The organism is Pseudomonas sp. NBRC 111133, assembly GCF_001320605.1.
In the GTDB taxonomy this organism is placed as follows: Bacteria; Pseudomonadota; Gammaproteobacteria; order Pseudomonadales; family Pseudomonadaceae; genus Aquipseudomonas; species Aquipseudomonas monteilii.
This window is the reverse complement of record NZ_BCBJ01000168.1, coordinates 57,518-79,162: the sequence shown is the minus strand read 5'-3', so window position 1 is coordinate 79,162 and position 21,645 is coordinate 57,518. Positions and strand designations below refer to the sequence as shown.

18 protein-coding genes and 2 pseudogenes are annotated in these 21,645 nt (G+C 62.2%); 6 read left to right on the top strand and 14 right to left on the bottom strand.

Features of this window, described 5'->3' with window-relative positions:
* Window positions 1-132 precede the first annotated feature (132 nt).
* Together APH36_RS29915 and APH36_RS29910 are read left to right on the top strand one after the other, a co-directional pair.
* Complete coding sequence (locus tag APH36_RS29915; RefSeq protein ID WP_060501818.1) at window positions 133-813, top strand: Fe2+-dependent dioxygenase; 681 nt, start codon at window positions 133-135, stop codon at window positions 811-813.
* 3 nt (window positions 814-816) lie between these two features.
* Window positions 817-1,566, top strand: coding sequence for a tetratricopeptide repeat protein (locus APH36_RS29910; protein WP_060501816.1), 750 nt, complete (start codon window positions 817-819; stop codon window positions 1,564-1,566).
* Window positions 1,567-1,640: 74 nt separating this feature from the next.
* Here the strand turns inward: APH36_RS29910 and APH36_RS29905 are convergent, their stop codons facing one another.
* Window positions 1,641-2,804: a type III PLP-dependent enzyme gene (locus APH36_RS29905; RefSeq protein ID WP_016713187.1), complete on the bottom strand. Its 1,164-nt coding sequence runs from the start codon at window positions 2,802-2,804 to the stop codon at window positions 1,641-1,643.
* A 494-nt stretch (window positions 2,805-3,298) separates the two neighbouring features.
* On the opposite strand from APH36_RS29905, the pseudogene APH36_RS31465 reads away from it, so the two are divergent.
* Together APH36_RS31465 and APH36_RS29900 are read left to right on the top strand one after the other, a co-directional pair.
* A pseudogene (locus APH36_RS31465) lies at window positions 3,299-3,397 on the top strand (RNA polymerase subunit sigma-24); the annotation flags it as partial.
* Window positions 3,397-5,302 (top strand): annotated as a pseudogene (locus APH36_RS29900) (TonB-dependent receptor family protein); the annotation flags it as partial. The pseudogenes APH36_RS31465 and APH36_RS29900, both read left to right, overlap by 1 nt.
* Window positions 5,303-5,338: 36 nt before the next feature.
* On the opposite strand, the gene APH36_RS29895 reads toward APH36_RS29900, so the two are convergent.
* Genes APH36_RS29895 through APH36_RS29880 form a run of 4 tightly spaced genes read right to left on the bottom strand, consistent with a single transcriptional unit; the run spans window position 5,339 to window position 8,784 of the window.
* Window positions 5,339-6,496 (bottom strand): betaine/proline/choline family ABC transporter ATP-binding protein, encoded by a 1,158-nt coding sequence (locus tag APH36_RS29895; protein ID WP_060501814.1) that lies wholly within the window; start codon window positions 6,494-6,496, stop codon window positions 5,339-5,341.
* The gene (locus APH36_RS29890) at window positions 6,493-7,146 is read right to left on the bottom strand and encodes an ABC transporter permease (protein WP_016713182.1); all 654 of its coding nucleotides are present in this window, start codon (window positions 7,144-7,146) and stop codon (window positions 6,493-6,495) included. Before APH36_RS29890 ends, APH36_RS29895 begins: the two co-directional genes overlap by 4 nt.
* Window positions 7,143-8,057, bottom strand: coding sequence for a glycine betaine ABC transporter substrate-binding protein (locus APH36_RS29885; RefSeq protein WP_060501812.1), 915 nt, complete (start codon window positions 8,055-8,057; stop codon window positions 7,143-7,145). The genes APH36_RS29890 and APH36_RS29885 overlap by 4 nt, the downstream gene beginning before the upstream one ends.
* 13 nt (window positions 8,058-8,070) lie before the next feature.
* Window positions 8,071-8,784, bottom strand: a complete 714-nt coding sequence (locus APH36_RS29880) for an ABC transporter permease (RefSeq protein ID WP_028698933.1) — start codon at window positions 8,782-8,784, stop codon at window positions 8,071-8,073.
* 558 nt (window positions 8,785-9,342) lie between these two features.
* Here APH36_RS29880 and APH36_RS29875 point away from each other — a divergent pair.
* Window positions 9,343-10,926 (top strand): peptide chain release factor 3, encoded by a 1,584-nt coding sequence (locus APH36_RS29875; RefSeq protein WP_016713179.1) that lies wholly within the window; start codon window positions 9,343-9,345, stop codon window positions 10,924-10,926.
* A gap of 31 nt (window positions 10,927-10,957) precedes the next feature.
* On the opposite strand, the gene APH36_RS29870 is transcribed toward APH36_RS29875, so the two are convergent.
* The 4 genes from APH36_RS29870 to APH36_RS29855 form a co-directional block, all read right to left on the bottom strand.
* Entirely contained in the window at window positions 10,958-12,037 is a 1,080-nt protein-coding gene (locus APH36_RS29870) for a polyamine ABC transporter substrate-binding protein (RefSeq protein WP_060501809.1), read from the bottom strand.
* A gap of 52 nt (window positions 12,038-12,089) precedes the next feature.
* Window positions 12,090-12,431 carry a cupin domain-containing protein gene (locus APH36_RS29865; RefSeq protein WP_016501370.1) on the bottom strand — a complete coding sequence of 114 codons (342 nt, stop codon included), beginning with the start codon at window positions 12,429-12,431 and terminating at the stop codon, window positions 12,090-12,092.
* 32 nt (window positions 12,432-12,463) lie between these two features.
* The gene (locus APH36_RS29860) at window positions 12,464-13,870 is read right to left on the bottom strand and encodes an FAD-binding oxidoreductase (RefSeq protein WP_060501807.1); all 1,407 of its coding nucleotides are present in this window, start codon (window positions 13,868-13,870) and stop codon (window positions 12,464-12,466) included.
* Between the two features lie 64 nt (window positions 13,871-13,934).
* Window positions 13,935-14,735, bottom strand: a complete 801-nt coding sequence (locus APH36_RS29855) for an AraC family transcriptional regulator (protein ID WP_060501806.1) — start codon at window positions 14,733-14,735, stop codon at window positions 13,935-13,937.
* Between the two features lie 214 nt (window positions 14,736-14,949).
* Between APH36_RS29855 and APH36_RS29850 the strand changes: the two genes are divergently transcribed.
* Window positions 14,950-15,849, top strand: a complete 900-nt coding sequence (locus APH36_RS29850; protein ID WP_025753800.1) for a hypothetical protein — start codon at window positions 14,950-14,952, stop codon at window positions 15,847-15,849.
* Window positions 15,850-16,010: 161 nt separating this feature from the next.
* Here the strand turns inward: APH36_RS29850 and APH36_RS29845 are convergent, their stop codons facing one another.
* The 5 genes from APH36_RS29845 to APH36_RS29825 form a co-directional block, all read right to left on the bottom strand.
* On the bottom strand, window positions 16,011-16,979 hold the full coding sequence (locus APH36_RS29845) for a peptide ABC transporter ATP-binding protein (protein ID WP_060501804.1): 969 nt from the start codon (window positions 16,977-16,979) through the stop codon (window positions 16,011-16,013).
* On the bottom strand, window positions 16,979-17,947 hold the full coding sequence (locus APH36_RS29840; protein WP_060501802.1) for an ABC transporter ATP-binding protein: 969 nt from the start codon (window positions 17,945-17,947) through the stop codon (window positions 16,979-16,981). Before APH36_RS29840 ends, APH36_RS29845 begins: the two co-directional genes overlap by 1 nt.
* Before the next feature lie 10 nt (window positions 17,948-17,957).
* Complete coding sequence (locus tag APH36_RS29835) at window positions 17,958-18,884, bottom strand: ABC transporter permease subunit (protein ID WP_060501800.1); 927 nt, start codon at window positions 18,882-18,884, stop codon at window positions 17,958-17,960.
* 10 nt (window positions 18,885-18,894) lie between these two features.
* On the bottom strand, window positions 18,895-19,905 hold the full coding sequence (locus tag APH36_RS29830; protein WP_060501798.1) for an ABC transporter permease subunit: 1,011 nt from the start codon (window positions 19,903-19,905) through the stop codon (window positions 18,895-18,897).
* 91 nt (window positions 19,906-19,996) lie between these two features.
* Window positions 19,997-21,607, bottom strand: a complete 1,611-nt coding sequence (locus APH36_RS29825) for an ABC transporter substrate-binding protein (protein WP_177337149.1) — start codon at window positions 21,605-21,607, stop codon at window positions 19,997-19,999.
* Window positions 21,608-21,645 lie beyond the last annotated feature (38 nt).

Genomic DNA, 21,645 nt, shown 5'->3' with positions numbered 1-21,645 from the left:
ATTTACAATCTTTACAATTTGCCTTTACGGTTTCATACAGCTGAAACGTCTTAAGCGGCGAATGGGACTTGTGCAGCGCAAAAGGGAATCAATATCATTGCCACCTTTACACTTCCTAACGGTGCTGCTGCCATGCTGCTTCACATCCCAGGCCTGTTCGACGCTGATGAGCTGGCCCGTATTCGCGAGGCGCTGGAGCAGGCCGACTGGGCTGATGGCAAGGCTACGGCGGGTTACCAGTCGGCCAAGGCCAAGCACAACCTGCAGTTGCCGGAAGGGCACCCGCTGGCCAAGGAGATTGGCAGCGCGCTGATCGACCGGCTGTGGAAAACCCCGCGCTTCATGTCGGCGGCCTTGCCACACAAGGTGTTCCCGCCGCTGATCAACTGCTACCGCGAAGGCGGCAATTTCGGCTTCCACATCGACAACGCCCTGCGCCAGCCCAAGGGCAGCGCCGAGCGGGTGCGTACCGACCTCTCTTCCACGCTGTTCCTCAGCGACCCGAACAGCTACGACGGTGGCGAGTTGGTGATTCAGGACACTTACGGCGTGCAGCAGGTAAAGTTGGCCGCCGGAGACCTGGTGCTGTACCCCGGCACTAGCCTGCACAAGGTCAACCCGGTAACCCGTGGCCAGCGTTACGCCGCTTTTTTCTGGACCCAGAGCCTGGTGCGTGAGGACAGCCAGCGGGCGCTGTTGTTCGAGATGGATAACGCTATCCAGCAATTGACTGCCGATGTGCCGGACCATCCGTCGCTGCTGCAACTGACCGGCACCTACCACAACCTGCTGCGCCGCTGGGCCGAGGTCTGAGCCGTGTCCTACCAGTTGCGACGTGAGGAAGTGGTGGATGTGGCCGGTTTGCAGGCCATGCTGGAGGAAAGCCCCGGCAAGGCCGCGCAAGCGATTCTGGCGGCGGCGGGGCAGGGCGCGGTCGAGGCGCAGTTGCTGTTGGGGCAAATCCTGCTGGATGGCCGCGGTATCGAAGAAGACGCCACCGTGGCCCGGCGTTGGTTCGGCATCGCCGCACAGGGTGGCAGTGCCATGGCGCACAACATGCTCGGGCGTTGCCTGGAGCATGGTTGGGGCGGTGAGCCAAGCCTGACGCAGGCGGCTATCCACTATGCTCGCGCGGCCGACGCCGGGCTGGATTGGGGCCTGTACAACCTGGGTAATCTGCTGGCTACCGGGCGCGGTGTACCGGCCAATCAGGGACAGGCCCTGATGTGCTACGAGAAGGCTGCGCAGATGGGGCATGCCAAGTCGATGAACTTGTATGGGCGTTACCTGGAGCAGGGCATTGCCACGGCACCCAGCCCGGCGCGGGCAGTGCGCTGGTATCGACGCTCGGCCGAGGCGGGCGATTTTCGCGGGATGTTCAGCCTGGCACTGGTGCTGGTCGAGCGTGGGCAAATGGCGGAGGCCGGGCAGTGGCTGGAGCGGGCGCGGGTTGAGGGGAACATCAATTTCCTGCGTGCTGCGTTGGTGACCTTGCAAGGCGCTGGACCGGTGTTGATGGCCTTTGCGGAGCGGTATGCCGAAGAGATTGAACGGCGCGAAGCTTGAGTTGACTGTGCCCGCGAAGAGGCCGGCACTGACAGCACACAAATGAAAACGGGGCCTTGCGGCCCCGTTCTGCATTACAGGTAGTAAGCCTTCAGCGGCGGGAAACCGTTGAATTCCACCGCGCTGTAGCTGGTGGTGTAGGCGCCGGTCGACAGCCAGTACAGGCGGTCACCGATGGCCAGGTTCAGCGGGAGGCCGTACTTGTAGTTTTCGTACATGATGTCGGCGCTGTCGCAGGTTGGGCCGGCGATGACCACTTCTTCGGCTTCGCCTTTCTTCTCGGTCCAGATCGGGAACTTGATGGCTTCGTCCATGGTTTCGATCAGGCCGGAGAACTTGCCCACGTCGGTGTAGATCCAGCGCTCGACGGCGGTACGCGACTTGCGCGCCACCAGCACCACTTCGCTGACCAGGATACCGGCGTTGGCAATCAGCGAACGGCCTGGCTCCAGGATGATTTCCGGCAGCTCGTCACCGAAGTCTTCCTTCAGGAAGCGGATGATTTCTTCAGCGTAGGTTTCCAGGCTGTTGGTACGGGTGATGTAGTTGGCCGGGAAGCCGCCACCCATGTTGATCAGCTTGAGCTCGATGCCGTCTTCTTCCTTCAGGCGCTCGAAGATCACCTTGACCTTGGCAATGGCAGCATCCCATACGCTGATGTCGCGCTGCTGCGAGCCCACGTGGAAGGAGATGCCGTAAGGCACCAGGCCCAGGTCGCGGGCAAGGATCAGCAGGTCCATGGCCATGTCGGTCTGGCAGCCGAATTTACGGGACAGTGGCCAGTCGGCAGTGGTGGAGCCTTCGGTCAGGATACGCACATACACTTTCGAACCCGGTGCGGCCTTGGCGATGTTGCGCAGGTCGGCTTCGGAGTCGGTGGCGTACAGGCGCACGCCCTTCTCGTAGAAGTAGCGGATGTCCTTGGACTTCTTGATGGTGTTGCCGTAGCTGATACGGTCGGCGCTGACGCCACGGCCCAGCACTTTGTCCAGCTCGTAGATCGAGGCGATGTCGAAGCTCGAACCTTTCTCTTTGAGCAGGTCGATGATTTCGACGGCCGGGTTGGCCTTGACCGCGTAGTACACCTTGGCGAATTCGAAACCGGCGCGCAGGTCGTCATAGGCCTGGCTGATCATCTGGGTATCGATGAGTACGAACGGGGTTTCCTGCTTGTCGGCGAATGCCTTCATTTTCTGGAAGGTGTCACGCGCGAAATAGTCTTCGACCTGGATCGACATGCTCAGGGACTCCATGGGCAAACTGAAAGAATAAGTGGCTGCAAACTGAACGTCCTCCGTATCCCCACTTTGGTTCGCCTACTCAGTACTTGAGCCGGATGGATCGTTTCCAGCATGGACGTTCGGCGCGCACTTTAGGGCGTGAAGAATGCAGAATCAACAGGTAATCCGGGCGTGATCGGCGTGGATCGACGACCAGCCATTTGAATAACCGACCCATGTGACCGGCTGATGTTCCCCACGATGTTTCAAGCGTTAAATATTGTGGAATAGACCGTATTGGCTCCTTCGCGGGCGCGCCCGCTCCCACAGGCATCGCGCGCTTTCTGGGGGAGCGGGCGTGCCCGGGAAATGGCTTCAGGTGTTCATATTTATGGCCACATTTTCCTGGCACCCACGTACAGGAAATTGCTCATAAATTTTTTGTTACCGAATGGCGGATTTGCTGGTTTTGATGAGAAACATTACTATTCGCACCCTTATCTGCCTCCCTGATGACCCCCGACCATGAGCTGATCGGCACCTGGACGCGCAAACTGCGCAGTCGTCAGCAGGCCGAGGACCTCACCCACGATGCCTTTGTCCGGGTACTGGCGATGCGCAGCAGAGTGTGGTACAGAACCACCCCGGCGCGCGCACCGTGGTACGCCGCGAGGCGATGGTGGAGAAGGGCGCGATGAACGTGCGCGATGTGCTTCGCGGCATCCCGGGTGTGCAGGTGCAGGATTCCAACGGCACCGGCGGTAGCGACCTGTCGCTGAACGTGGCCGTGCGCGGCCTCACCTCGCGCCTGTCGCCGCGCGCCACCGTGTTGATCGACGGCATCCCGGCCGCGTTCGCGCCGTATGGCCAGCCGCAGCTGTCGATGGCGCCGATTTCCTCGGGCAACCTCGACAGCATCGACGTGGTACGTGGTGCAGGCTCGGTACGCTATGGCCCGCAGAGCGTGGGCGGGGTGATCAACTTCGTCACCCGGGCGATTCCGGAAAAACCTTCCGCAGAGTTGTCCACCACGCTGGAAACTTCCCAGCACGGCGGCTGGAAGCACACCGAGTCGGCCTTCGTCGGCGGCACGGCAGACAACGGCATGGGTGTGGCGCTGCTGTACACCGGGCTCAACGGCAACGGCTACCGTGAAAGCAACAACGGCAACGATATCGACGACGTTATCCTCAAGACCCACTGGGCGCCGACCGATGTCGACGAGTTCTGGCTCAACTTCCACTACTACGATGGCCGTGCTGACATGCCCGGTGGCCTGACCCAGGCCCAGTACGACAGCAACCCGTACCAGTCGCTGCGCGACCACGACTACTTCGCCGGTCGGCGCAAGGACGTGTCGTTCAAATGGCAACGCCAGCTCGACGATGCCACCCAGTTCGAAGTGCTGACTTATTACACCGACAGCTTCCATGGCAGTGCCATCGCTTCGCGTGACATGAAGACCCTGTCGTCGTACCCGCGCAACTACCACACCTTCGCCATCGAGCCGCGTGTGTCGCGCATCTTCTTTGCCGGCCCGACCACGCAGGAAGTCAGTGCGGGTTACCGCTACCTGAAGGAAGCGATGCGTGAGCAGTCGACGCGCCTGGCGCTGATCGACAACGTCCCCACCGTGACCCCGACCTCCGACGGCCATGTGTTCCAGGACCGCAGCGGTGGCACCGAGGCCAGTGCCTACTACATCGACGACAAGATCGACGTGGGCAACTGGACCATCACCCCGGGCATCCGCTTCGAGCACATCAACACTGACTGGCGCGACCGCCCGGTGCTGGATGCCAACAACCGCTCGGTGGCGGAAAAGAAACGCAGCATTACCAGCAACGAGCCGCTGCCGGCGCTGAGCGTGATGTACCACATCTCCGACGCGTGGAAAGTGTTCGCCAACTAGGAAACTTCGTTCGGCAGTTTGCAGTACTTCCAGCTGGGGCAGGGCGGGACAGGCAACAGCACGGCCAATGGCCTGGAGCCGGAAAAGGCCAAGACCTACGAAATTGGCACGCGTTATGACGATGGCGGTTTTGCCGGTGAGCTGACGGCGTTCTACATCGACTTCGATGACGAACTGCAATACATCAGCAACGACGTGGGCTGGACCAACCTGGGTGCGACCAAGCACCAAGGGGTCGAGGCTTCTGTGCGCTATGACCTGGCCGGGCTGGACCCGCGCCTGGATGGCTTGTCGGTGAGCGGTGGCTACACCTTTACCCGTGCAACCTATGAAGGTGAGATCCCGGGCTTCAAGGGCCGTGACTTGCCGTTCTATTCACGTCAGGTGGTCACTGCCGGCGTGCGCTACGCGGTCAACCGCTGGACCTGGAACCTGGATGCCTACGCCCAATCCAAGCAGCGTGCGCCGGGCACCGGGATCAATGCCGACGGGGGTGAAGAACCTGTTCGACAAGCAGTACTTCACCCGTTCCAGCGACAACAATGCCGGCATTTATGTGGGGGAGCCGCGAACCTTTTATGTGCAGGCCAGTGTAGGGTTCTGATCTGAGATCGCCGGGGGCGCAAAGCGCCCCCAGCGATTACGAAACCACCGCCTCAGCGGGCGAGACAATGCTGGTCTTCGCTCCGCGCGACCTGCCCGAACTCAGGTAAGCCGCAATCGACTCTTGCGTCACCTCGCCCAAAAACACCTGCTCCGCATCCAGCACCGGCAACCACGCCCTATTAAACTCGTACATCCGCGACAGCAGGATGCGCAAATGCTCATCATGCGACGCCGTGGCATTGAACGGCCGCAGGAATTCACCACAGGTGCCCTGCTGGCGGTGCATGTCACGCCGGCGCACATAGCCCAGCGCCTTGTTCTGTGTATCGGTCACCACCACGTAGCGGCGGTCGTGCTCATCCAGCAGCTCCAACGCATCGCTCACAGGCGTTTCCGGGCTCACCGACGGCGCGTTGTCCGCCGCATCCTCGGCACGCACCAGCAACAGGCGTTTGAGGGTGCTGTCCTGGCCAACGAAGTTGCTGACAAACTCATCCGCCGGGTGCGCCAGCAGGGTGTCCGGGTGGTCCAGCTGCAACAGTTTGCCGGCACGGAAGATGGCGATCTTGTCGCCCAGCTTGATCGCCTCGTCGATGTCGTGGCTGACCATGATCACCGTCTTGTTCAGCGCCCGCTGCATCTCGAAGAACTCGTTCTGGATCATCTCGCGGTTGATCGGGTCGACCGCGCCGAACGGCTCGTCCATCAGCAGCACCGGCGCTTCTGCCGCCAAGGCGCGGATCACGCCGATGCGCTGCTGCTGGCCACCGGACAGCTCGCGCGGGTAGCGCTGCAGGTACTGCTTGGGCTCGAGCTTGATCATGTGCATCAGCTCGCGCGCACGCTCGTGGCACTTTTGCTTGTCCCAGCCGAGCAGGCGCGGGACCACAGTGATGTTCTCTTCGATGGTCATGTTGGGGAACAAACCGATCTGCTGGATCACATAGCCGATGTGCCGGCGCAGGGTCACTTCGTCCAGCCCGGTGGTGTCTTCGCCATTGATGAACACCTGGCCCGAGGTGGGCGTGATCAGGCGGTTGATCATTTTCAGCGTGGTGCTTTTGCCGCAGCCCGAGGGGCCGAGGAACACGCAGATTTCCCCTTCGTTGACGGTGAGGTTGACCGCGTCGACGGCTTTCACGTCCTTGCCGTTGACGTTGAAGGTTTTGCTGAGGTTCTTCAGTTCGATCATGAGCGCAGTCCTTCTGGAGTCAGGGCACGTTGCAGGGTTTGCAGGAGCAGGTCGGCAATGATTGCCAGCAGGCTGACCAGCACGGCGCCGACCAGCAGCATCGACATGTCGCTGCGGCTGATGGAGGTGAGGATGAGCACACCCAGGCCGCCGGCACCGATGGTGGCGGCAATGGTCATGACGCCGATGTTCATGACCACGGCGGTGCGCACGCCGGCGAGGATCACCGGCACGGCAATGGGCAGCTCGACCATGCGCAGGCGCTGGCCGAAGGTCATGCCGATGCCGCGTGCGGCTTCACGGATGCCGGGCTCGACGTTGGTCAGGGCCAGGTAGGTGTTACGCATGATCGGCAGCAGCGAATAGAGGAACACGGCAGTGATCGCCGGGAGTGGTCCAAGGCCTTGGCCGAATTTGGAGTAGAACGGCAGCAGAAGGCCGAACAGGGCGATGGAGGGGATGGTCAGCAGCACCGTGGCGCTGGCCTGCAATGGGCCTGCGAGGGCCGGGAAGCGCGTCATCAGAATGCCCAGCGGCACCCCGACGAGGATCGCCAGGCCCACTGCGATGCCCACCAGCATGATGTGCTGCCAGGTCAGTTGCAGCACCTGGGCCCAGTCCAGGTGGCTGAAGGTATCGATCAGGTTCATGGCTGGCCCTCGCTGTTCAGTGGGTGCTCACGCAGGAAGGCGGCGGCAACGGCGGTCGGGTTCTGGTGCTCGACGTCGACCTTGGCGTTGAGCTGGCGCATGGTTTCGTCATCCAGCTGCTCGGCCAGCGGCTTGAGCAGGCTGGCCAGTTGCGGGTTGGCGTCGAGCACGGCTTTGCGCACCACCGGGGCGGCGGTGTAGTCCGGGAAGTAGTGCTTGTCGTCTTTCAGCAGCTTGAGGTCGAAGGCGTTCAGGCGGCCATCGGTGGTGTACACCAGGCCGGCGAACACCTGGTTATTGCGCATGGCCGTGTAGACGAGGCCGCCGTCCATCTGGCGGATGTTGCGACGGTCCAGCGGCAGGCCGTACATCTCGCGCAGGCCGACCAGACCATCGGGGCGGTTGGCGAACTCGGTGTCCAGCGCCACCAGGTGGGTACGCTGGCTTTCGTCACGCAGCACCTGGTTGAGGTCGCTGATGGTGTTGACCTGCGGGTAGGCTTCGGCCACTTGGCGGGGCAGGCCCAATGCATAAGTGTTGCTGAACTTCGACGGGGTCAGCCAGATCAGGTCCTTTTTCGCATCCAGCGCCTTCACCCTGGCGAAGGTGGCTTCGGCATTGGGCATGCGCTCGTCGATATGGTTGTACGAGACCAGCGACACGCCGGTGTATTCCCACATCAGGTCGAGCTGGCCGGTCTCCTGGGCCTGGCGTGCGATGTTGCTGCCAAGGCCGGTGGTGACGCGCACGTCGAAGCCATTGGCACGCAGGTATTGCGCGGTGATTTCGGCGAGCACGGTCTGTTCGGTGAACACCCGCGCGCCGATGCGCACCAGCGGTTTTTCCGCTGCCTGGGCAAATCCTGCGAACAGCAGGGCCGCGCCCAGCAGCAAGGCGATTCTTTTCTTCATACGTTCCCTATCCTTATTGGGCCAGGCCACGTTCCAGCCAGCGCTTGCTGGAGAAACTCACCGCTGCGTCCAGCACCAGGGCCAGCAGCGCGGTGCACGCGGCGCCCAGCAGCAGCTGTGGCTGGTTGTTCAGGGCGATGCCGGGGAAGATGAGGCTGCCCAGGCTGTTGGCACCGATCAGAAAAGCCAGGGGGGCGGTGCCCACGTTCAACGCCAGGGCCACGCGAACACCGCCGACGATGATCGGCACGGCGTTGGGCAATTCCACCTGCCAGAGTTGCTGGCGCGGGGTCATGCCGATGCCGGTGGCGGCTTCCTTGAGCGAGGCGGGGACGTTTTTCAGGCCTTCGTAGGTGTTGCGCACGATGGGCAGAAGAGAGGCGAGGAACAGTGCGAAGATCGCAGGCCCGGCGCCAATGCCCAGGATACTGAGCGCGATGGCCAGAACGGCCAGGGGAGGGATGGTGTTGCCAACGTTGAAGAACTGCATGAAGCGCTCGGCTTTGTCGACCCGGTGCGGTCGACTGAGCGCAATGCCGGCGGGGATGCCCACGGCCAACGCCGCCGCCATCGAAGCCAGCACCAGTACCAGGTGCGCTTGCAGGTAGAACCCCAGATCATCGCGATAACGCGTGATCGTGTCGATGCCGATCCAGTGGATCAGCAGGGCCAGGATGACGAGCACGGTGGCGCATCCCAACAGCCCTTTTCCGTAGCGTTTAGCCACAGGCGGACTCCTTGTGTTGTCGGCGAGCACACTTCTTTTTTGCCGGCCAGTGCTGGCGGCGAATGGTGTGTTCGCGAGTAGCAGCTTGATACACGCCGAAGGCTGCGATCAGGCCATGAGCCGAACCCCGTCGGGCCCGAAAATGCTGATGAAACCAGTCCCCAACCGAAGCGGGTTGCAGGGGAGTGGACGTCTCCGTGGGCGTAAAGGTTCCCATCTGAAGCGGCATTTGGCCAGCGTTAATCACTGGGGGCTTGAATTTTTGGCGAGAAAAAACAGCAGCTTAATGCGGCACAGGCGTTGATATCACTGCGCTTTGGCTATTTGTGGTGATAAAGCGATTGCCTGATGAATAGGTTGCTATTGGTCTGGCCCTATCGCCGGCGAGCCAGCTCCCACAGGTACTGCGCAAGGCGTTAATGCTGTGGAGGTCCTTGTGGGCGCTGGCTTGCCGGCGATGAGGCCGGAACAGGTGCCGCTGGTTCACTAGATTTTGGTCCCCGCCCAACTTCAGGTATGATATCGCCCCTTTTTAATCCCCCAGTCAGGCGATTTCCCATGACCAACCAGGCCGCCGAAGTCGCGAAGCGCCGCACTTTCGCAATCATTTCCCACCCCGACGCCGGTAAGACCACCATCACCGAGAAGCTGCTGCTGATGGGCAAGGCCATTGCCGTCGCCGGTACCGTGAAGTCGCGCAAGTCCGACCGCCACGCCACCTCCGACTGGATGGAAATGGAGAAGCAGCGCGGCATCTCCATCACCACCTCGGTGATGCAGTTCCCGTACCGCGAGCACATGATCAACCTGCTCGACACCCCCGGCCACGAAGACTTCTCGGAAGACACCTACCGCACCCTGACCGCAGTGGACTCGGCGCTGATGGTGCTCGACGGTGGTAAAGGTGTTGAGCCGCGTACCATCGCCCTGATGGACGTGTGCCGCCTGCGCGATACGCCGATCGTCAGCTTCATCAACAAACTCGACCGTGACATCCGTGACCCGATCGAACTGCTGGACGAGATCGAAGCCGTACTGAAGATCAAGGCCGCGCCGATCACCTGGCCGATTGGTTGCTACCGCGACTTCAAAGGCGTGTACCACCTCACCGGCGACTACATCGTGGTGTACACCCCTGGCCACGGCCATGAGCGCACCGAAGCCAAGATCATCCAGAAGCTGGACTCGGACGAAGCCCGCGCACACCTGGGTGACCAGTACGATTCGTTTGTCGAGCAGCTGGAACTGGTGCAGGGTGCCTGCCATGAGTTCAACCAGGAAGAGTTCATCAACGGTCAGCTGACCCCGGTGTTCTTCGGTACGGCACTGGGCAACTTCGGTGTGGATCACGTGCTCGACGCCGTGGTCGACTGGGCGCCGCGCCCGCTGGGCCGCGTTGCCCACGAGCGTACCGTCGAGCCTGTGGAAGAGAAGTTCACCGGCTTCGTGTTCAAGATCCAGGCGAACATGGACCCGAAACACCGCGACCGTATCGCCTTCATGCGCATCTGCTCGGGCAAGTACGAGAAGGGCATGAAGATGCGCCACGTGCGTCTGAACAAGGACCTGCGTATCGGCGATGCGCTGACCTTCTTCTCCTCCGAGCGTGAACAGCTGGAAGAGGCCTTTGCCGGTGACATCATCGGCCTGCACAACCACGGCACCATCCAGATCGGTGACACCTTCACCGAGGGCGAAGCGCTGGGCTTCACCGGTATCCCGCACTTCGCCCCGGAGCTGTTCCGTCGCGTGCGCCTCAAGGACCCACTGAAGTCCAAGCAGCTGCGCCAAGGCTTGCAGCAGCTGGCTGAAGAAGGTGCCACCCAGGTGTTCTTCCCGGAGCGCAGTAACGACATCATCCTCGGTGCGGTCGGTGTGCTGCAGTTCGACGTGGTCGCCAGCCGCCTGAAGGAAGAGTACAAGGTCGAGTGCGCCTACGAGCCGATCACCGTGTGGTCGGCCCGCTGGATCAGCTGCGACGACAAGAAGAAGCTCGAGGAATTCCAGACCAAGGCCATGGAAAACCTGGCCATCGACGGTGGTGGTCACCTGACCTACCTGGCGCCTACCCGGGTCAACCTGTCGCTGATGGAAGAGCGCTGGCCGGACATCAAGTTCCGCGCTACCCGCGAGCATCACTGATTGCTTGATTGGGGCCGCAAAGCGGCCCCTTTCAGTTTCCGGCCTTGATACTGGTCCAGATCCGTGTGCGAATGCGGTCGATCTTCGCCGGCATCGCCTCCAGCGCATACAGCTTGCCCATCACATCCTCGCTCGGGTAAATCATCGTATTACCCTTCATCGCCGGGTCCACCAGCCCGTCCGCCCTCAGGTTGCCATTGGCGTACTGCACATGGTTGCTGATGTTGGCCATCACGTCCGGCTGTAGCAGGTAGTTCATGTAGGCATACCCGGCTTTTTCATCCGGAGCATCCGCCGGCATGGCCACCATGTCGAACCACATGGGCGCGCCTTCCTTGGGGATCGAGTAGCCCACCTTCACCCCGTTCTTCGCTTCTTCGGCACGGTTCTTCGCCTGCAACACATCCCCCGAGAAGCCCACCACCACGCAAATGTCGCCATTGGCCAGGTCGCCGGTGTACTTCGATGAGTGGAAGTAGCTGATGTAAGGGCGTACCTGCATCAGCAATGCCTTGGCCTTGTCGTAGTCCGCCGGGTTCTGGCTATGGTGTGGCAGGCCCAGGTAGTGCAAGGCAATCGGCAGCAGTTCAGGGCCGTTGTCCAGCACCGCAACGCCGCAGCTTTTCAGCTTGCTCATGTACTCGGGCTTGAAGATGAGGTCCCACGAATCAACCGGCGCATTGTCGCCGAGCACCGCCTTCACCTTGTCGATGTTGTAGCCGATGCCGGTACTGCCCCACAGGTAAGGGAACCCGTACTGGTTGCCTGGGTCGTTCACTTCCAGCGCCTTGAGCAGCACGGGGTTGAGGTTTTTCCAGTTGGGCAACTGCGACTTATCCAGGCGCTTCAGGGCCTTGCCCTGGATTTGCCGGGCCATGAAGTGGTTGGAGGGGAACACCACGTCGTAGCCGGAGTTGCCGGTCATCAGCTTGCCGTCGAGGGTTTCGTTGCTGTCGTACACGTCATAGGTGGGCACGATGCCGCTGGCTTGCTGGAAGTTCTTCAGCGTGTCGGGGGCGACATAGCTGGACCAGTTGTAGATCTTCACTGTTTCGGCGGCGCCGGCCACGCTGGCGGCCAGCATCAGGGGTGCAAGAAGGAGCGTGCGCATGTCGGGGTTACCTTGCTTTGTCTGTTGTTATCGAAGGCAGGCGATCAGCGGATCAGAAGATAAGGACGTAGGTCTTGCGCACGGTCTCCTGGATGTCCCAGGTGCCAGTGCTGTTGGCCGGTAGCATCAATGCGTCTCCGGCTTCTATGACCAGGGGTTCGCCACCGTCGGGGGTGAAGGTGCAGCGGCCCTTGATGAAATGGCAGAACTCCTGCTGCACGATCTGCCGGCGCCAGCGCCCGGGGGTGCATTCCCAGATGCCGGTTTCCACGCCGTCGCTGCGCTCCACGCAGGTGACCGACGTCACGGCTACGGGTTCGCCAAGCGGTACCGCGACCGGGTTGCTGCTGTCGAGCACGGCGCTGTCAGTGTTCTTGAACTGGGTGATGCTCATGACCGGTGGATCCTGTGTAGGGGAAAAGGAAGTCAGTGCATGAAGCCTTCCATGAAGTCCGCAAGCGAGCTGGCCAGGCGCCGCCTCCAGGGCGCGCTGGCGGGGTTGGCGAGGGTCCGGTCCTCGTGGACGAAGCTTTGGATGATGGCGTTGTAGCCCAGCCAGCGGCAGGGTTCGGGTGGCCAGCTGGCCAGGCTGGAAACCGCGCGGTTGTCGAGCACCCAGGGCTGCGCGGTCAGTTCGTTGTGCTGGTTGAGGATCAATGCTGCAAGCGTGCGCCCGCCCAGGTTGGTGGCGCCGACACCTTCGCCGCCGTAGCCGCCAGCCAGGGCAATGCCACGCTGGCGGTCGCACAGCATGTGCGGGCGGAAGCGTCGGGCCATGCCCAGGTTGCCCCCCCAGGAGTGGGTGATGCGTACGTGTTTCAGTTGCGGGAAAAGCTCGCTGAACAGGTAACGGCGCAGTTCGATTTCATGCGCGTCGAGGTTGAAGTTTTCGCGCAGTCGGCCGCCGAAGCGATAGCCTCCGCGGGCACCGAATACCAGGCGGTTGTCGGCGGTGCGCTGGCCATAGGTAACCTGGCGGCTGCTTTCGCTGAAGGCCTGGCCTTGGCTCAGGCCGATCTGCTCCCAGGTTGAGTCCGGCAGCGGCTCGGTGGCCACCAGCAGGCTCTGTACCGGCAACTGATGTTTGCCCAGTGGCGGCAGGCTGGCAGCGTAACCTTCCACGGCAGGCACTACCCACTGGCAGCGAATCCGTGCCAGCGGCGTGCGCACCTCGCCGGGCTGCCAATCGATGGCCGGCGTGTTTTCATAGATTGGTACGCCCATCGCCTCCACTGTCCGAGCCAAACCGCGCACGAGTCTGGCCGGCTGGATGGTCGCGGTGTGCGGGCTGTAGATGGCGCCAAAGGCATTGCTGACCCGCAGTTGGGCGTCCAGTTGCTCGGGGCGCAGCCAGCGGTAGTCGTCTTCGGTCATGCCTTGGCGATACAGATCGTCCAGGTAGGCGCGCAGGCTGCGTTCCTGCTCGGGGTAGCGTGCGGCGCAGTACAGCACGCCGCCTTTGCGGTAGTCGCAGTCGATGCCTTCGCGTTGCAGCACACGCTGTACTTCATCGGGAATGCCGTGCAGCAGGTCGATGCTGGCCCGGCGCTGTTGTGGCGACAGGGTGGCCAGCAGGCGGTCTTCGCCCAGCAGGTTGCCCATCAGCCAGCCGCCGTTGCGCCCGGAGGCGCCGAAACCGGCGATGTTGGCGTCGATCACCGCGACGTTCAGCTGCGGGGCTTGGCGCTTGAGGTAGTAGGCAGTCCACAGTCCGGTGTAGCCGGCACCGATGATGCACACATCCGCAACCAGGTCTTCACGCAGGGCCGGGCGAGCGCACAGTGGCTCGTCGAGCTGGTCCATCCACAGGCTGAGCGTGCGCAGGGGTTGCATCGGGTCGGGCTCCACATCCGTCAAGGTCTGTGGGCGATCCTAGTGGGGTGTGCGGGCGGCTGTCTTACGTGCGTGCACGCAGGGAAATTTGCTTCAAGTACGCCTTGGGCGTGAAGCCGGTGTGTTCCCGGAAGCACTTGTAGAAGGCTGACAGTGAGTTGAAGCCGGCGCTGAATGCCAACTCGTCAATCGTCGCCTCGACGCTGTCGTTGTCCAGGCTGGCCATTAGGTGTTGCAAGCGCGCCTGGTTGACGTAGCGGTAGAAGCTTTGCCCAAGCACCTGGTTGAGCAGGTAGGAAATCTGGTTGCGGCTATAGCCGCTGGCATCGGCCACTTGCTGCAGGTCCAGCTCCGGGTCCAGATAGGGGCACTGGCGCTGGAAGTAGTGTTCCAGGTCCTGGGCCATGGTCGACAGTTGCCGTGGTGACAACCCCAGGCGGCTGGTGGCAGGGCGCGGGCCGGTACTGGCGTGCCCGCTGCTGTTCTGGCGAACCAGCGTGGCGTATTCGTTGACCCGCCAGATCAGGCCATCCTTGACGGTGATCGCCTCGCTGGACTGGAACGCCACCAGGCCATCGCCACCCTGGACCGTGACCTGGTACTGGATGAATGCGGTGCAGCCATCGACGCGGATGCGGTCACTGTGAACGATGTCTTCGCCGGCTTCATGGGGCAGGCAGGCGCGTACGTAGTCGCGCATCTCAACGTAGCCAAGCACCCGGTTCTGGAAAAAGTCGTGGTACTGGATGTCGGGGTGGTACAGCGCTATGACCCCGTCCAGGTCACGATGCTTCCAGCACAGGTGGTAGCGCAGCACGGTGTCAGCGGTGAGCGGGGTCTGGGCGGAGTCGTCAGGGAGCGTCATTGCCAGATCATGCCTCGCCGGCGTAAAGGCCACAATATTGCAGAACACCTGATGCCGGAGCGCCACTCGCGCTTTTTGCACGATTCTTAAATCGAAGAATTCACTAACTATCTGATTTTTATGTAATTAGTTTTTTGTAATGAATGGCACAGCCTCTGCAACGGTTACTGCGCGAATGGACTTCTCGCTACCAACATACATAGGCGCACATATCATGATCCCCTCTGCCGACTCCTCCGTTTTCGATACTCAAGGCCGCTCAGGTGTTTCCTGGGCGGCCATCTTCGCGGGTGCTGCTGCGGCGGCCGCTTTATCCTTGATATTGGTGGTGCTGGGTGCGGGCTTGGGCTTTGCCGCCACTTCACCTTGGGCCAACGAGGGCGCGAGCGCGAAAACGCTGGCGGTTTCCACCATCATCTGGCTGTTGCTGACGCAGATCATCGCTTCTGGCCTGGGCGGGTATATCGCCGGCAGGCTGCGTGTGAAGTGGGCCAACTTGCATGGCGATGAAGTGTACTTCCGCGACACCGCCCATGGGTTCCTGTCCTGGGCAGTCGCCACCTTGGTAGCTGCGATGCTGGTCCTGGGTACGGCGGGCAACCTGGTAGGTGCTGGAGCCAGCGCGGCGACGCAAGTGGTTGGCATGAGTGCTGCTGCCGGTGGCGCGGCGGCTGCCAATGCCGATAAGGATTCGATGGGGTATTTCGTCGACAGCCTGTTCCGTGGTGACGGCCCTGCGCCGGTGAGCGAGGACGCTGCCAATGGGGTAGCGGCGCGCATTCTGGCCAAGGGCCTGGCAGGTGACGGTGCACTTGCGCCTGAAGACCGCGCTTACCTGGCGCAGTTGGTGGCGCAACGCACCCGCTTGACTCAACCCGAAGCAGAGGCCCGCGTCGACCAGGTGATGGCCCAGGTGCAACAGCTCAAGCTGCAGGCCAAGCAAGCGGCTGAGGCTGCCGCGAAGGCTGCTGCATGGACCGCGCTGTGGACCTTTGTAGCACTGCTGTGTGGCGCCTTCTTCGCCAGCCTTGCAGCGCTTTATGGTGGTCGCCGTCGTGACCAGGTGCAGTGGCTGGAAGGCGAATACGTCGCCCATCGCACCATTCAACGTTAAGCAAGGAGAACCGACATGCGCTCGATACTGCTCTGGATGCTTGGGGTACCAATTCCGGTCATCATCCTGATCGCCATTTTCATGCATTGACCGAAAGAGCCGCTTTGCGACCCCCCTCGCAGCATAAGGCTGCGAATGGGGCGCAAAGCGCCCCCGGTCATCTACAGAAACTGCTCCGCATAATGGCAGGCCACCTGCCGCGTACTCACCTGCCGCAACGCCGGCACCTCCTTGGCACACCGCTCCGTCGCATACGGGCATCGCTTGTGAAACGCGCACCCGTCTGGCGGATTCAGCGGGTTGGGCAGCTCCCCGACAATGCGGATCTTCGGCTTCAGCGGGTCCGGGTGAATAGTGGGAGTTGCCGACAGCAACGCCTGGGTATACGGGTGCAACGGCCTCTCGTAGATATCCTCTTTCGGCCCCATTTCCGCCGGTCGCCCGAGGTACATCACCAGCACCTGATCGGCCACATGCCGCACCACCGCCAGGTTGTGCGAGATGAACACGTAGGCGGTGTTGAACTCCTTCTGCAAGTCCATGAACAGGTTCAGTACCTGCGCCTGGATCGACACGTCCAGCGCCGAGGTCGGCTCGTCCGCTACCAGCACCTTCGGTTGCAGCATCATCGCTCGGGCCAGGGCGATACGCTGGCGCTGGCCACCCGAGAACATGTGCGGATAGCGCTGGTAGTGCTCGGGGAGCAGGCCCACCTGCTCCATCATCTTCTGCACTTTGTCGCGCCGTTCGGCCTTGCTCAGTGACGTGTTGATCAGCAGGGGCTCGGCCAACTGGTCGCCAATCTTCTGCCGTGGGTTGAGCGAAGCGTAGGGGCTCTGGAACACCATCTGCACGTCGCGGCGCAGTTGCTTGCGCTCAGCCTTGCTGGCGCCTTTCACCTCGGTGCCGGCGATTTGCAGCGAGCCGGAAGAAGGCTCTTCGATCAGGGTCAGTGCGCGGGCCAGGGTCGATTTGCCACAGCCGGACTCGCCAACCACGGCCAGGGTCTTGCCGGCTTCCAGTTCGAACGACACACCATTCAGCGCACGGACCAACGCATGGCCTTTGAACAGCCCGCGGGAGACTTCGTAATGCCGGGTCAGCTCCCGGGCGGATAGAACGACGGTCATTACGCCACCTCCTGGTTCAGCGGGTAGAAGCAGCGCACCAGGCTGTGAACCTGGGGATCAAGGGGCGGGCGTTGGTGGCGGCAGTTGTCCCGCACATAGGGGCAGCGCGGCGACAACAGGCAGCCGACAGGGCGGTCGTAACGGCCGGGGACGATGCCGGGCAGGGTGGTCAGGCGTTCGGCGCCGATGCTGTGCTCGGGGATGGCCGCCAGCAAGGCTTCGCTGTAAGGGTGGGCGGGAACGTCGAACAGCTCCGGTACCTGGCCTACTTCCACCGCCTGGCCGGCGTACATCACGCACACGCGCCTGGCCGTTTCGGCGACCACGGCGAGGTCGTGGGTAATCAGAATGAGCGCCATGTTGCGCTCCTTCTGCAGGTTGACGAGCAGTTCCATGATCTGCGCCTGGATGGTCACATCCAGCGCGGTGGTCGGCTCGTCAGCGATCAGCAGCTTGGGCTCGCCGGCAATGGCCATGGCAATCGCCACGCGCTGGCTCATGCCGCCAGACAGCTGATGCGGGTAAGCATCCAGGCGGCTTTCCGCTGCCGGGATCTCGACCTTTTTCAACAGCTCAAGGGCGCGCTGGCGCGCGGCCTTGCCCTTCAGGCCCAGGTGCTGGCGCAGCACTTCCTCGATCTGGTAGCCCACGGTGTAGCTGGGGTTGAGCGCGGTCATCGGGTCCTGGAAGACCATGGCGATGTCCTTGCCCACCACCTTGCGCCGCTGGCGGCCGCTCAGCTTGAGCATGTCGGTGCCATCGAAGGTGAGGGCGTCGGCGGTGATGCGCCCGGGGGCGTCGATCAGGCCCATCAAGGCCATCATGGTGACCGATTTGCCCGACCCGGATTCGCCGACGATGGCCAGGATTTCGCCGGCTTCTACCGTCAGGTCCAGGCCGTCGACCACCGGTACCGCCGTGGCGTCGCCGAAGCGCACGTTCAGGTTGTTGATCTGCAACAGTGACATGGCGTTCTCCTCAGACGGCGTTCTTGAGTTTCGGGTCCAGCGCATCGCGCAGGCCGTCGCCCATCAGGTTGATTGCCAGCACACTGAGCAGAATGGTCAGGCCAGGCAGGCTCACCACCCACCAAGCGCGCTCGATGTAGTCGCGCGCCGAAGCCAGCATGGTGCCCCATTCCGGGGTCGGCGGTTGCACGCCTAGGCCGAGGAAACCCAGGGCGGCCGCGTCAAGGATCGCCGAGGAGAAGCTGAGGGTGGCCTGCACGATCAGCGGCGCCGTGCAGTTGGGTAACACAGTGACGAACATCAGTCTTGGCAGACCGGCACCGGCCAGGCGTGCAGCGGTGACATAGTCGCGGTTCAGTTCGCCCATCACGGCGGCGCGGGTCAAGCGCACGTAAGAGGGCAGTGAAACGATGGCGATGGCGATCACGGTATTGATCAGGCCAGGGCCGAGGATAGCGACAATGGCTACGGCCAGCAGCAGCGAGGGCAGGGCCAGCATCACGTCCATCAGGCGCATGATCGACGGGCCGAGCAACTGCGGGAAAAAGCCGGCCAGCAGGCCCAGCAGGATGCCCGGGATCAGCGACATCACCACTGACGACAGGCCGATCAGCAGCGACAGCCGCGCGCCCTGGATCAAGCGCGAAAGCAGGTCGCGGCCCAGCTCGTCAGTGCCGAGGATGAATTGCCAAGTGCCGCCCTCCAGCCACACGGGCGGTGTCAGCAGGAAGTCGCGGTACTGCTCGCTGGGGTCGTGCGGGGCAACCCAGGGTGCAAATAGCGCGCAGAACACCACCAGGCTCATGAAGGCCAGGCCCATCACAGCGCCTTTGTTGCGCGCGAAGGCTTGCCAGAATTCTTTGTACGGCGAGGGGTAGAGCAGGCTCTGGTCCACCGGGCTGGCCGGCGACACGGGTTTGGGAATCGGGCTAGTCATGGCAAGGGCCTCAGCGCTGATGACGGATGCGTGGGTTGGCCAGGCCGTAGAGAATGTCCACGACGAAGTTGACCAGGATCACCAGGCAGGCGATCAACAGGATGCCGTTCTGGACCACGGGGTAGTCACGGGCGCCGATGGCTTCGATCAGCCATTTGCCGATGCCCGGCCAGGAAAAGATGGTTTCGGTCAGCACCGCACCGGCCAGCAATGTGCCGACCTGCAAACCGAACACGGTCAGCACCGGGATCAAGGCATTGCGCAGGCCATGCACGAACACCACGCGCCCTGGCGAGAGGCCTTTGGCGCGGGCGGTGCGGATGTAGTCTTCGCGCAATACTTCGAGCATCGACGAGCGGGTCATGCGGGCGATGACCGCCAGCGGGATGGTGCCGAGCACGATGGCCGGCAATATCAGGTGCATCACCGCGTCCTTGAACGCGCCTTCTTCGTCGCTGAGCAGGGTGTCGATGAGCATGAAGCCGGTTTTCGGCTCGATGTCGTAGAGCAGGTCGATGCGCCCGGACACCGGGGTCCAGCCCAGGCTCACCGAGAAGAACATGATCAGGATCAGGCCCCACCAGAAGATCGGCATCGAGTAGCCGGCCAGGGAAATACCCATCACCCCATGGTCGAACAGCGAACCGCGCTTGAGCGCGGCGATCACCCCGGCCAGCAGGCCGACGATGCCTGCGAACAGCAGGGCGGCGAAGGCCAGTTCCAGGGTGGCCGGGAACAAGGTGAGAAACTCGCGCCACACGCTTTCGCGGGTACGCAGCGATTCACCCAGGTCACCTTGGGCGAGCTTGCCGACGTAGTCCAGGTACTGGAGCGGCAGTGGTTTGTTCAGGCCCAGGCGTTCCATGGCCTGGGCATGCATTTCGGGGTCGACCCTGCGCTCGCCCATCATGACTTCCACCGGGTCGCCGGGGATCAGGCGTATGAGCGCGAAGGTCAGCAAGGTGATGCCGAAAAAGGTCGGTATCAGCAGGCCCAGGCGCCGGGCAATAAAGCTCAACATTGTCGGGGTTACCTCTTCAGACCGTGGGGCCAGCAGCACGCCACGGCAGTGCCGCCGGTTCCCGTGTGGGTTGCCGGCGGTCGTTGTTGTTCTACTTCACCTTGGTGGTGGCGAAGTTATTTTTGGTCAGAGGGCTGATCACGTAGCCCTCCACGTTGTCACGCATGACCACGAACACCTTGGGGTGGGCCATGCTGATCCAGGGTTGGTCGTCATCGTACACCTTCAATGCCTCGCTATAGAGCCTTGCACGTTCGTCGTCATTGATCACTTCGCGGGCGCGGGTGATCAACTCCTGGAATTTCGGGTTGCACCAGCGGGCGTAGTTTTCGCCGTTCTTCGCCGCTTCGCAGCTCAGCAGCGGGGTGAGGAAGTTGTCGGGGTCGCCGTTGTCGCCGGCCCAGCCGGTGGACACCAGGTCGGCTTCGCCCTTTTTGGCGCGGCGCAGCATTTCGGCCCATTCCATTACGCGAATATCCAGCTTCAGGCCGATCTGTTTCAGGTCAGCCTGCAGCATTTCGGCGGACAGCCTCGGGTTGGGATTGGTCATGCCGCCGCCGTTGCGTGTGAACAGGGTGATGACCGTACCTTGTGGTACGCCAGCTTCCTTGAGCAAGGCGCGTGCCTTGTCGAGGTCTCGCGGCGGGTTCTGGTTGCTGGTGTTGTAACCGATCATGGTCGGTGGGTAAGGGTTCACCCCGACCAATGCATTGCCCTTGCCAAAAAGCTGGTCAACATGGGCCTGGCGGTCGAAGGCCATGTTGATGGCTTTACGCACGCGCACATCGTTGAGGTACTTGTGCTCGGTATTCATGGTGATGTAGCCGGTGACCAGCGCTTCGGTCTCGGCCACCTTGAGTTTGGCGTCGGCCTTGATCGCCGGCACGTCTTCCGGCTTGGGGTAGAGCGCAACTTGGCATTCATTGGCGCGCAGTTTTTGCAGACGCACGTTGCTGTCGGTGGCGATGGCGAAAATCAGTGCATCGGCCGGTGGCTTGCCGCGGAAGTAGTCCGGGTTGGGCTTGAAGCGCACCTGGGCGTCCTTGTTGTAGCGCTGGAAGATGAACGGGCCGGTGCCGATCGGCTTGCTGTTCAGCTCGGCGGTTTTACCGGCCTTGAGCAACTGGTCGCCGTATTCGGCGGAGTAGATCGACGTGAAGCCCATGGCCATGTCCCGCAGGAACGGTGCTTCGGGGCGGGTGAGGGTGATCACGACGGTGCGGTCGTCGGTCTTTTCCACCGACTTGAGCAGGCTTTTGAAGGCCATGCTTTCGAAATACGGGTAACCGACGCTGGTCTTGTCATGCCACGGGTGAGCAGGGTCGAGCTGGCGGCGTAGGCTCCATAGCACGTCATCAGCATTGAACTCACGGGTTGGCTTGAAGTAGTCGGTGGTGTGGAACTTCACCCCTTCGCGCAGGTGGAAGGTGTAAGTCAGGCCGTCGGGTGAAATGTCCCAGCGTTCGGCCAGTGCCGGCTCGATGTCGGTGGTGCCGGGCTTGAAGTCGACCAAGCGGTTGAACAACGTTTCGGCGGTGGCATCGAACGTGACCCCGGTGGTGTACTGGACAACGTCGAATCCTTCCGGGCTGGCCTCGGTACAGACCACCAACGGTTTGGCCGCCAGATGCGTGGCGCTGCCCAGCACCAGCGCGGCGAGGGCAAGGCGCAACGGTAACGATTTCATGAAAGCACTCTGCATGGGTTCAGGTCTCCCGGCTTGCATTGATTCCAGCGTAG

What these genes read in the sequence shown, in the direction of transcription:
- APH36_RS29915 (WP_060501818.1), top strand. Translation starts at nt 133, where the DNA reads ATGCTGCTTCACATCCCAGGCCTGTTCGACGCTGATGAGCTGGCCCGT.
- APH36_RS29905 (WP_016713187.1), bottom strand. Translation starts at nt 2,804, where the DNA reads ATGTCGATCCAGGTCGAAGACTATTTCGCGCGTGACACCTTCCAGAAA.
- APH36_RS29895 (WP_060501814.1), bottom strand. Translation starts at nt 6,496, where the DNA reads ATGATCGAACTGAAGAACCTCAGCAAAACCTTCAACGTCAACGGCAAG.
- APH36_RS29890 (WP_016713182.1), bottom strand. Translation starts at nt 7,146, where the DNA reads ATGAACCTGATCGATACCTTCAGCCACCTGGACTGGGCCCAGGTGCTG.
- APH36_RS29885 (WP_060501812.1), bottom strand. Translation starts at nt 8,057, where the DNA reads ATGAAGAAAAGAATCGCCTTGCTGCTGGGCGCGGCCCTGCTGTTCGCA.
- APH36_RS29875 (WP_016713179.1), top strand. Translation starts at nt 9,343, where the DNA reads ATGACCAACCAGGCCGCCGAAGTCGCGAAGCGCCGCACTTTCGCAATC.
- APH36_RS29870 (WP_060501809.1), bottom strand. Translation starts at nt 12,037, where the DNA reads ATGCGCACGCTCCTTCTTGCACCCCTGATGCTGGCCGCCAGCGTGGCC.
- APH36_RS29865 (WP_016501370.1), bottom strand. Translation starts at nt 12,431, where the DNA reads ATGAGCATCACCCAGTTCAAGAACACTGACAGCGCCGTGCTCGACAGC.
- APH36_RS29860 (WP_060501807.1), bottom strand. Translation starts at nt 13,870, where the DNA reads ATGCAACCCCTGCGCACGCTCAGCCTGTGGATGGACCAGCTCGACGAG.
- APH36_RS29855 (WP_060501806.1), bottom strand. Translation starts at nt 14,735, where the DNA reads ATGACGCTCCCTGACGACTCCGCCCAGACCCCGCTCACCGCTGACACC.
- APH36_RS29850 (WP_025753800.1), top strand. Translation starts at nt 14,950, where the DNA reads ATGATCCCCTCTGCCGACTCCTCCGTTTTCGATACTCAAGGCCGCTCA.
- APH36_RS29845 (WP_060501804.1), bottom strand. Translation starts at nt 16,979, where the DNA reads ATGACCGTCGTTCTATCCGCCCGGGAGCTGACCCGGCATTACGAAGTC.
- APH36_RS29840 (WP_060501802.1), bottom strand. Translation starts at nt 17,947, where the DNA reads ATGTCACTGTTGCAGATCAACAACCTGAACGTGCGCTTCGGCGACGCC.
- APH36_RS29835 (WP_060501800.1), bottom strand. Translation starts at nt 18,884, where the DNA reads ATGACTAGCCCGATTCCCAAACCCGTGTCGCCGGCCAGCCCGGTGGAC.
- APH36_RS29830 (WP_060501798.1), bottom strand. Translation starts at nt 19,905, where the DNA reads ATGTTGAGCTTTATTGCCCGGCGCCTGGGCCTGCTGATACCGACCTTT.
- APH36_RS29825 (WP_177337149.1), bottom strand. Translation starts at nt 21,607, where the DNA reads ATGCAGAGTGCTTTCATGAAATCGTTACCGTTGCGCCTTGCCCTCGCC.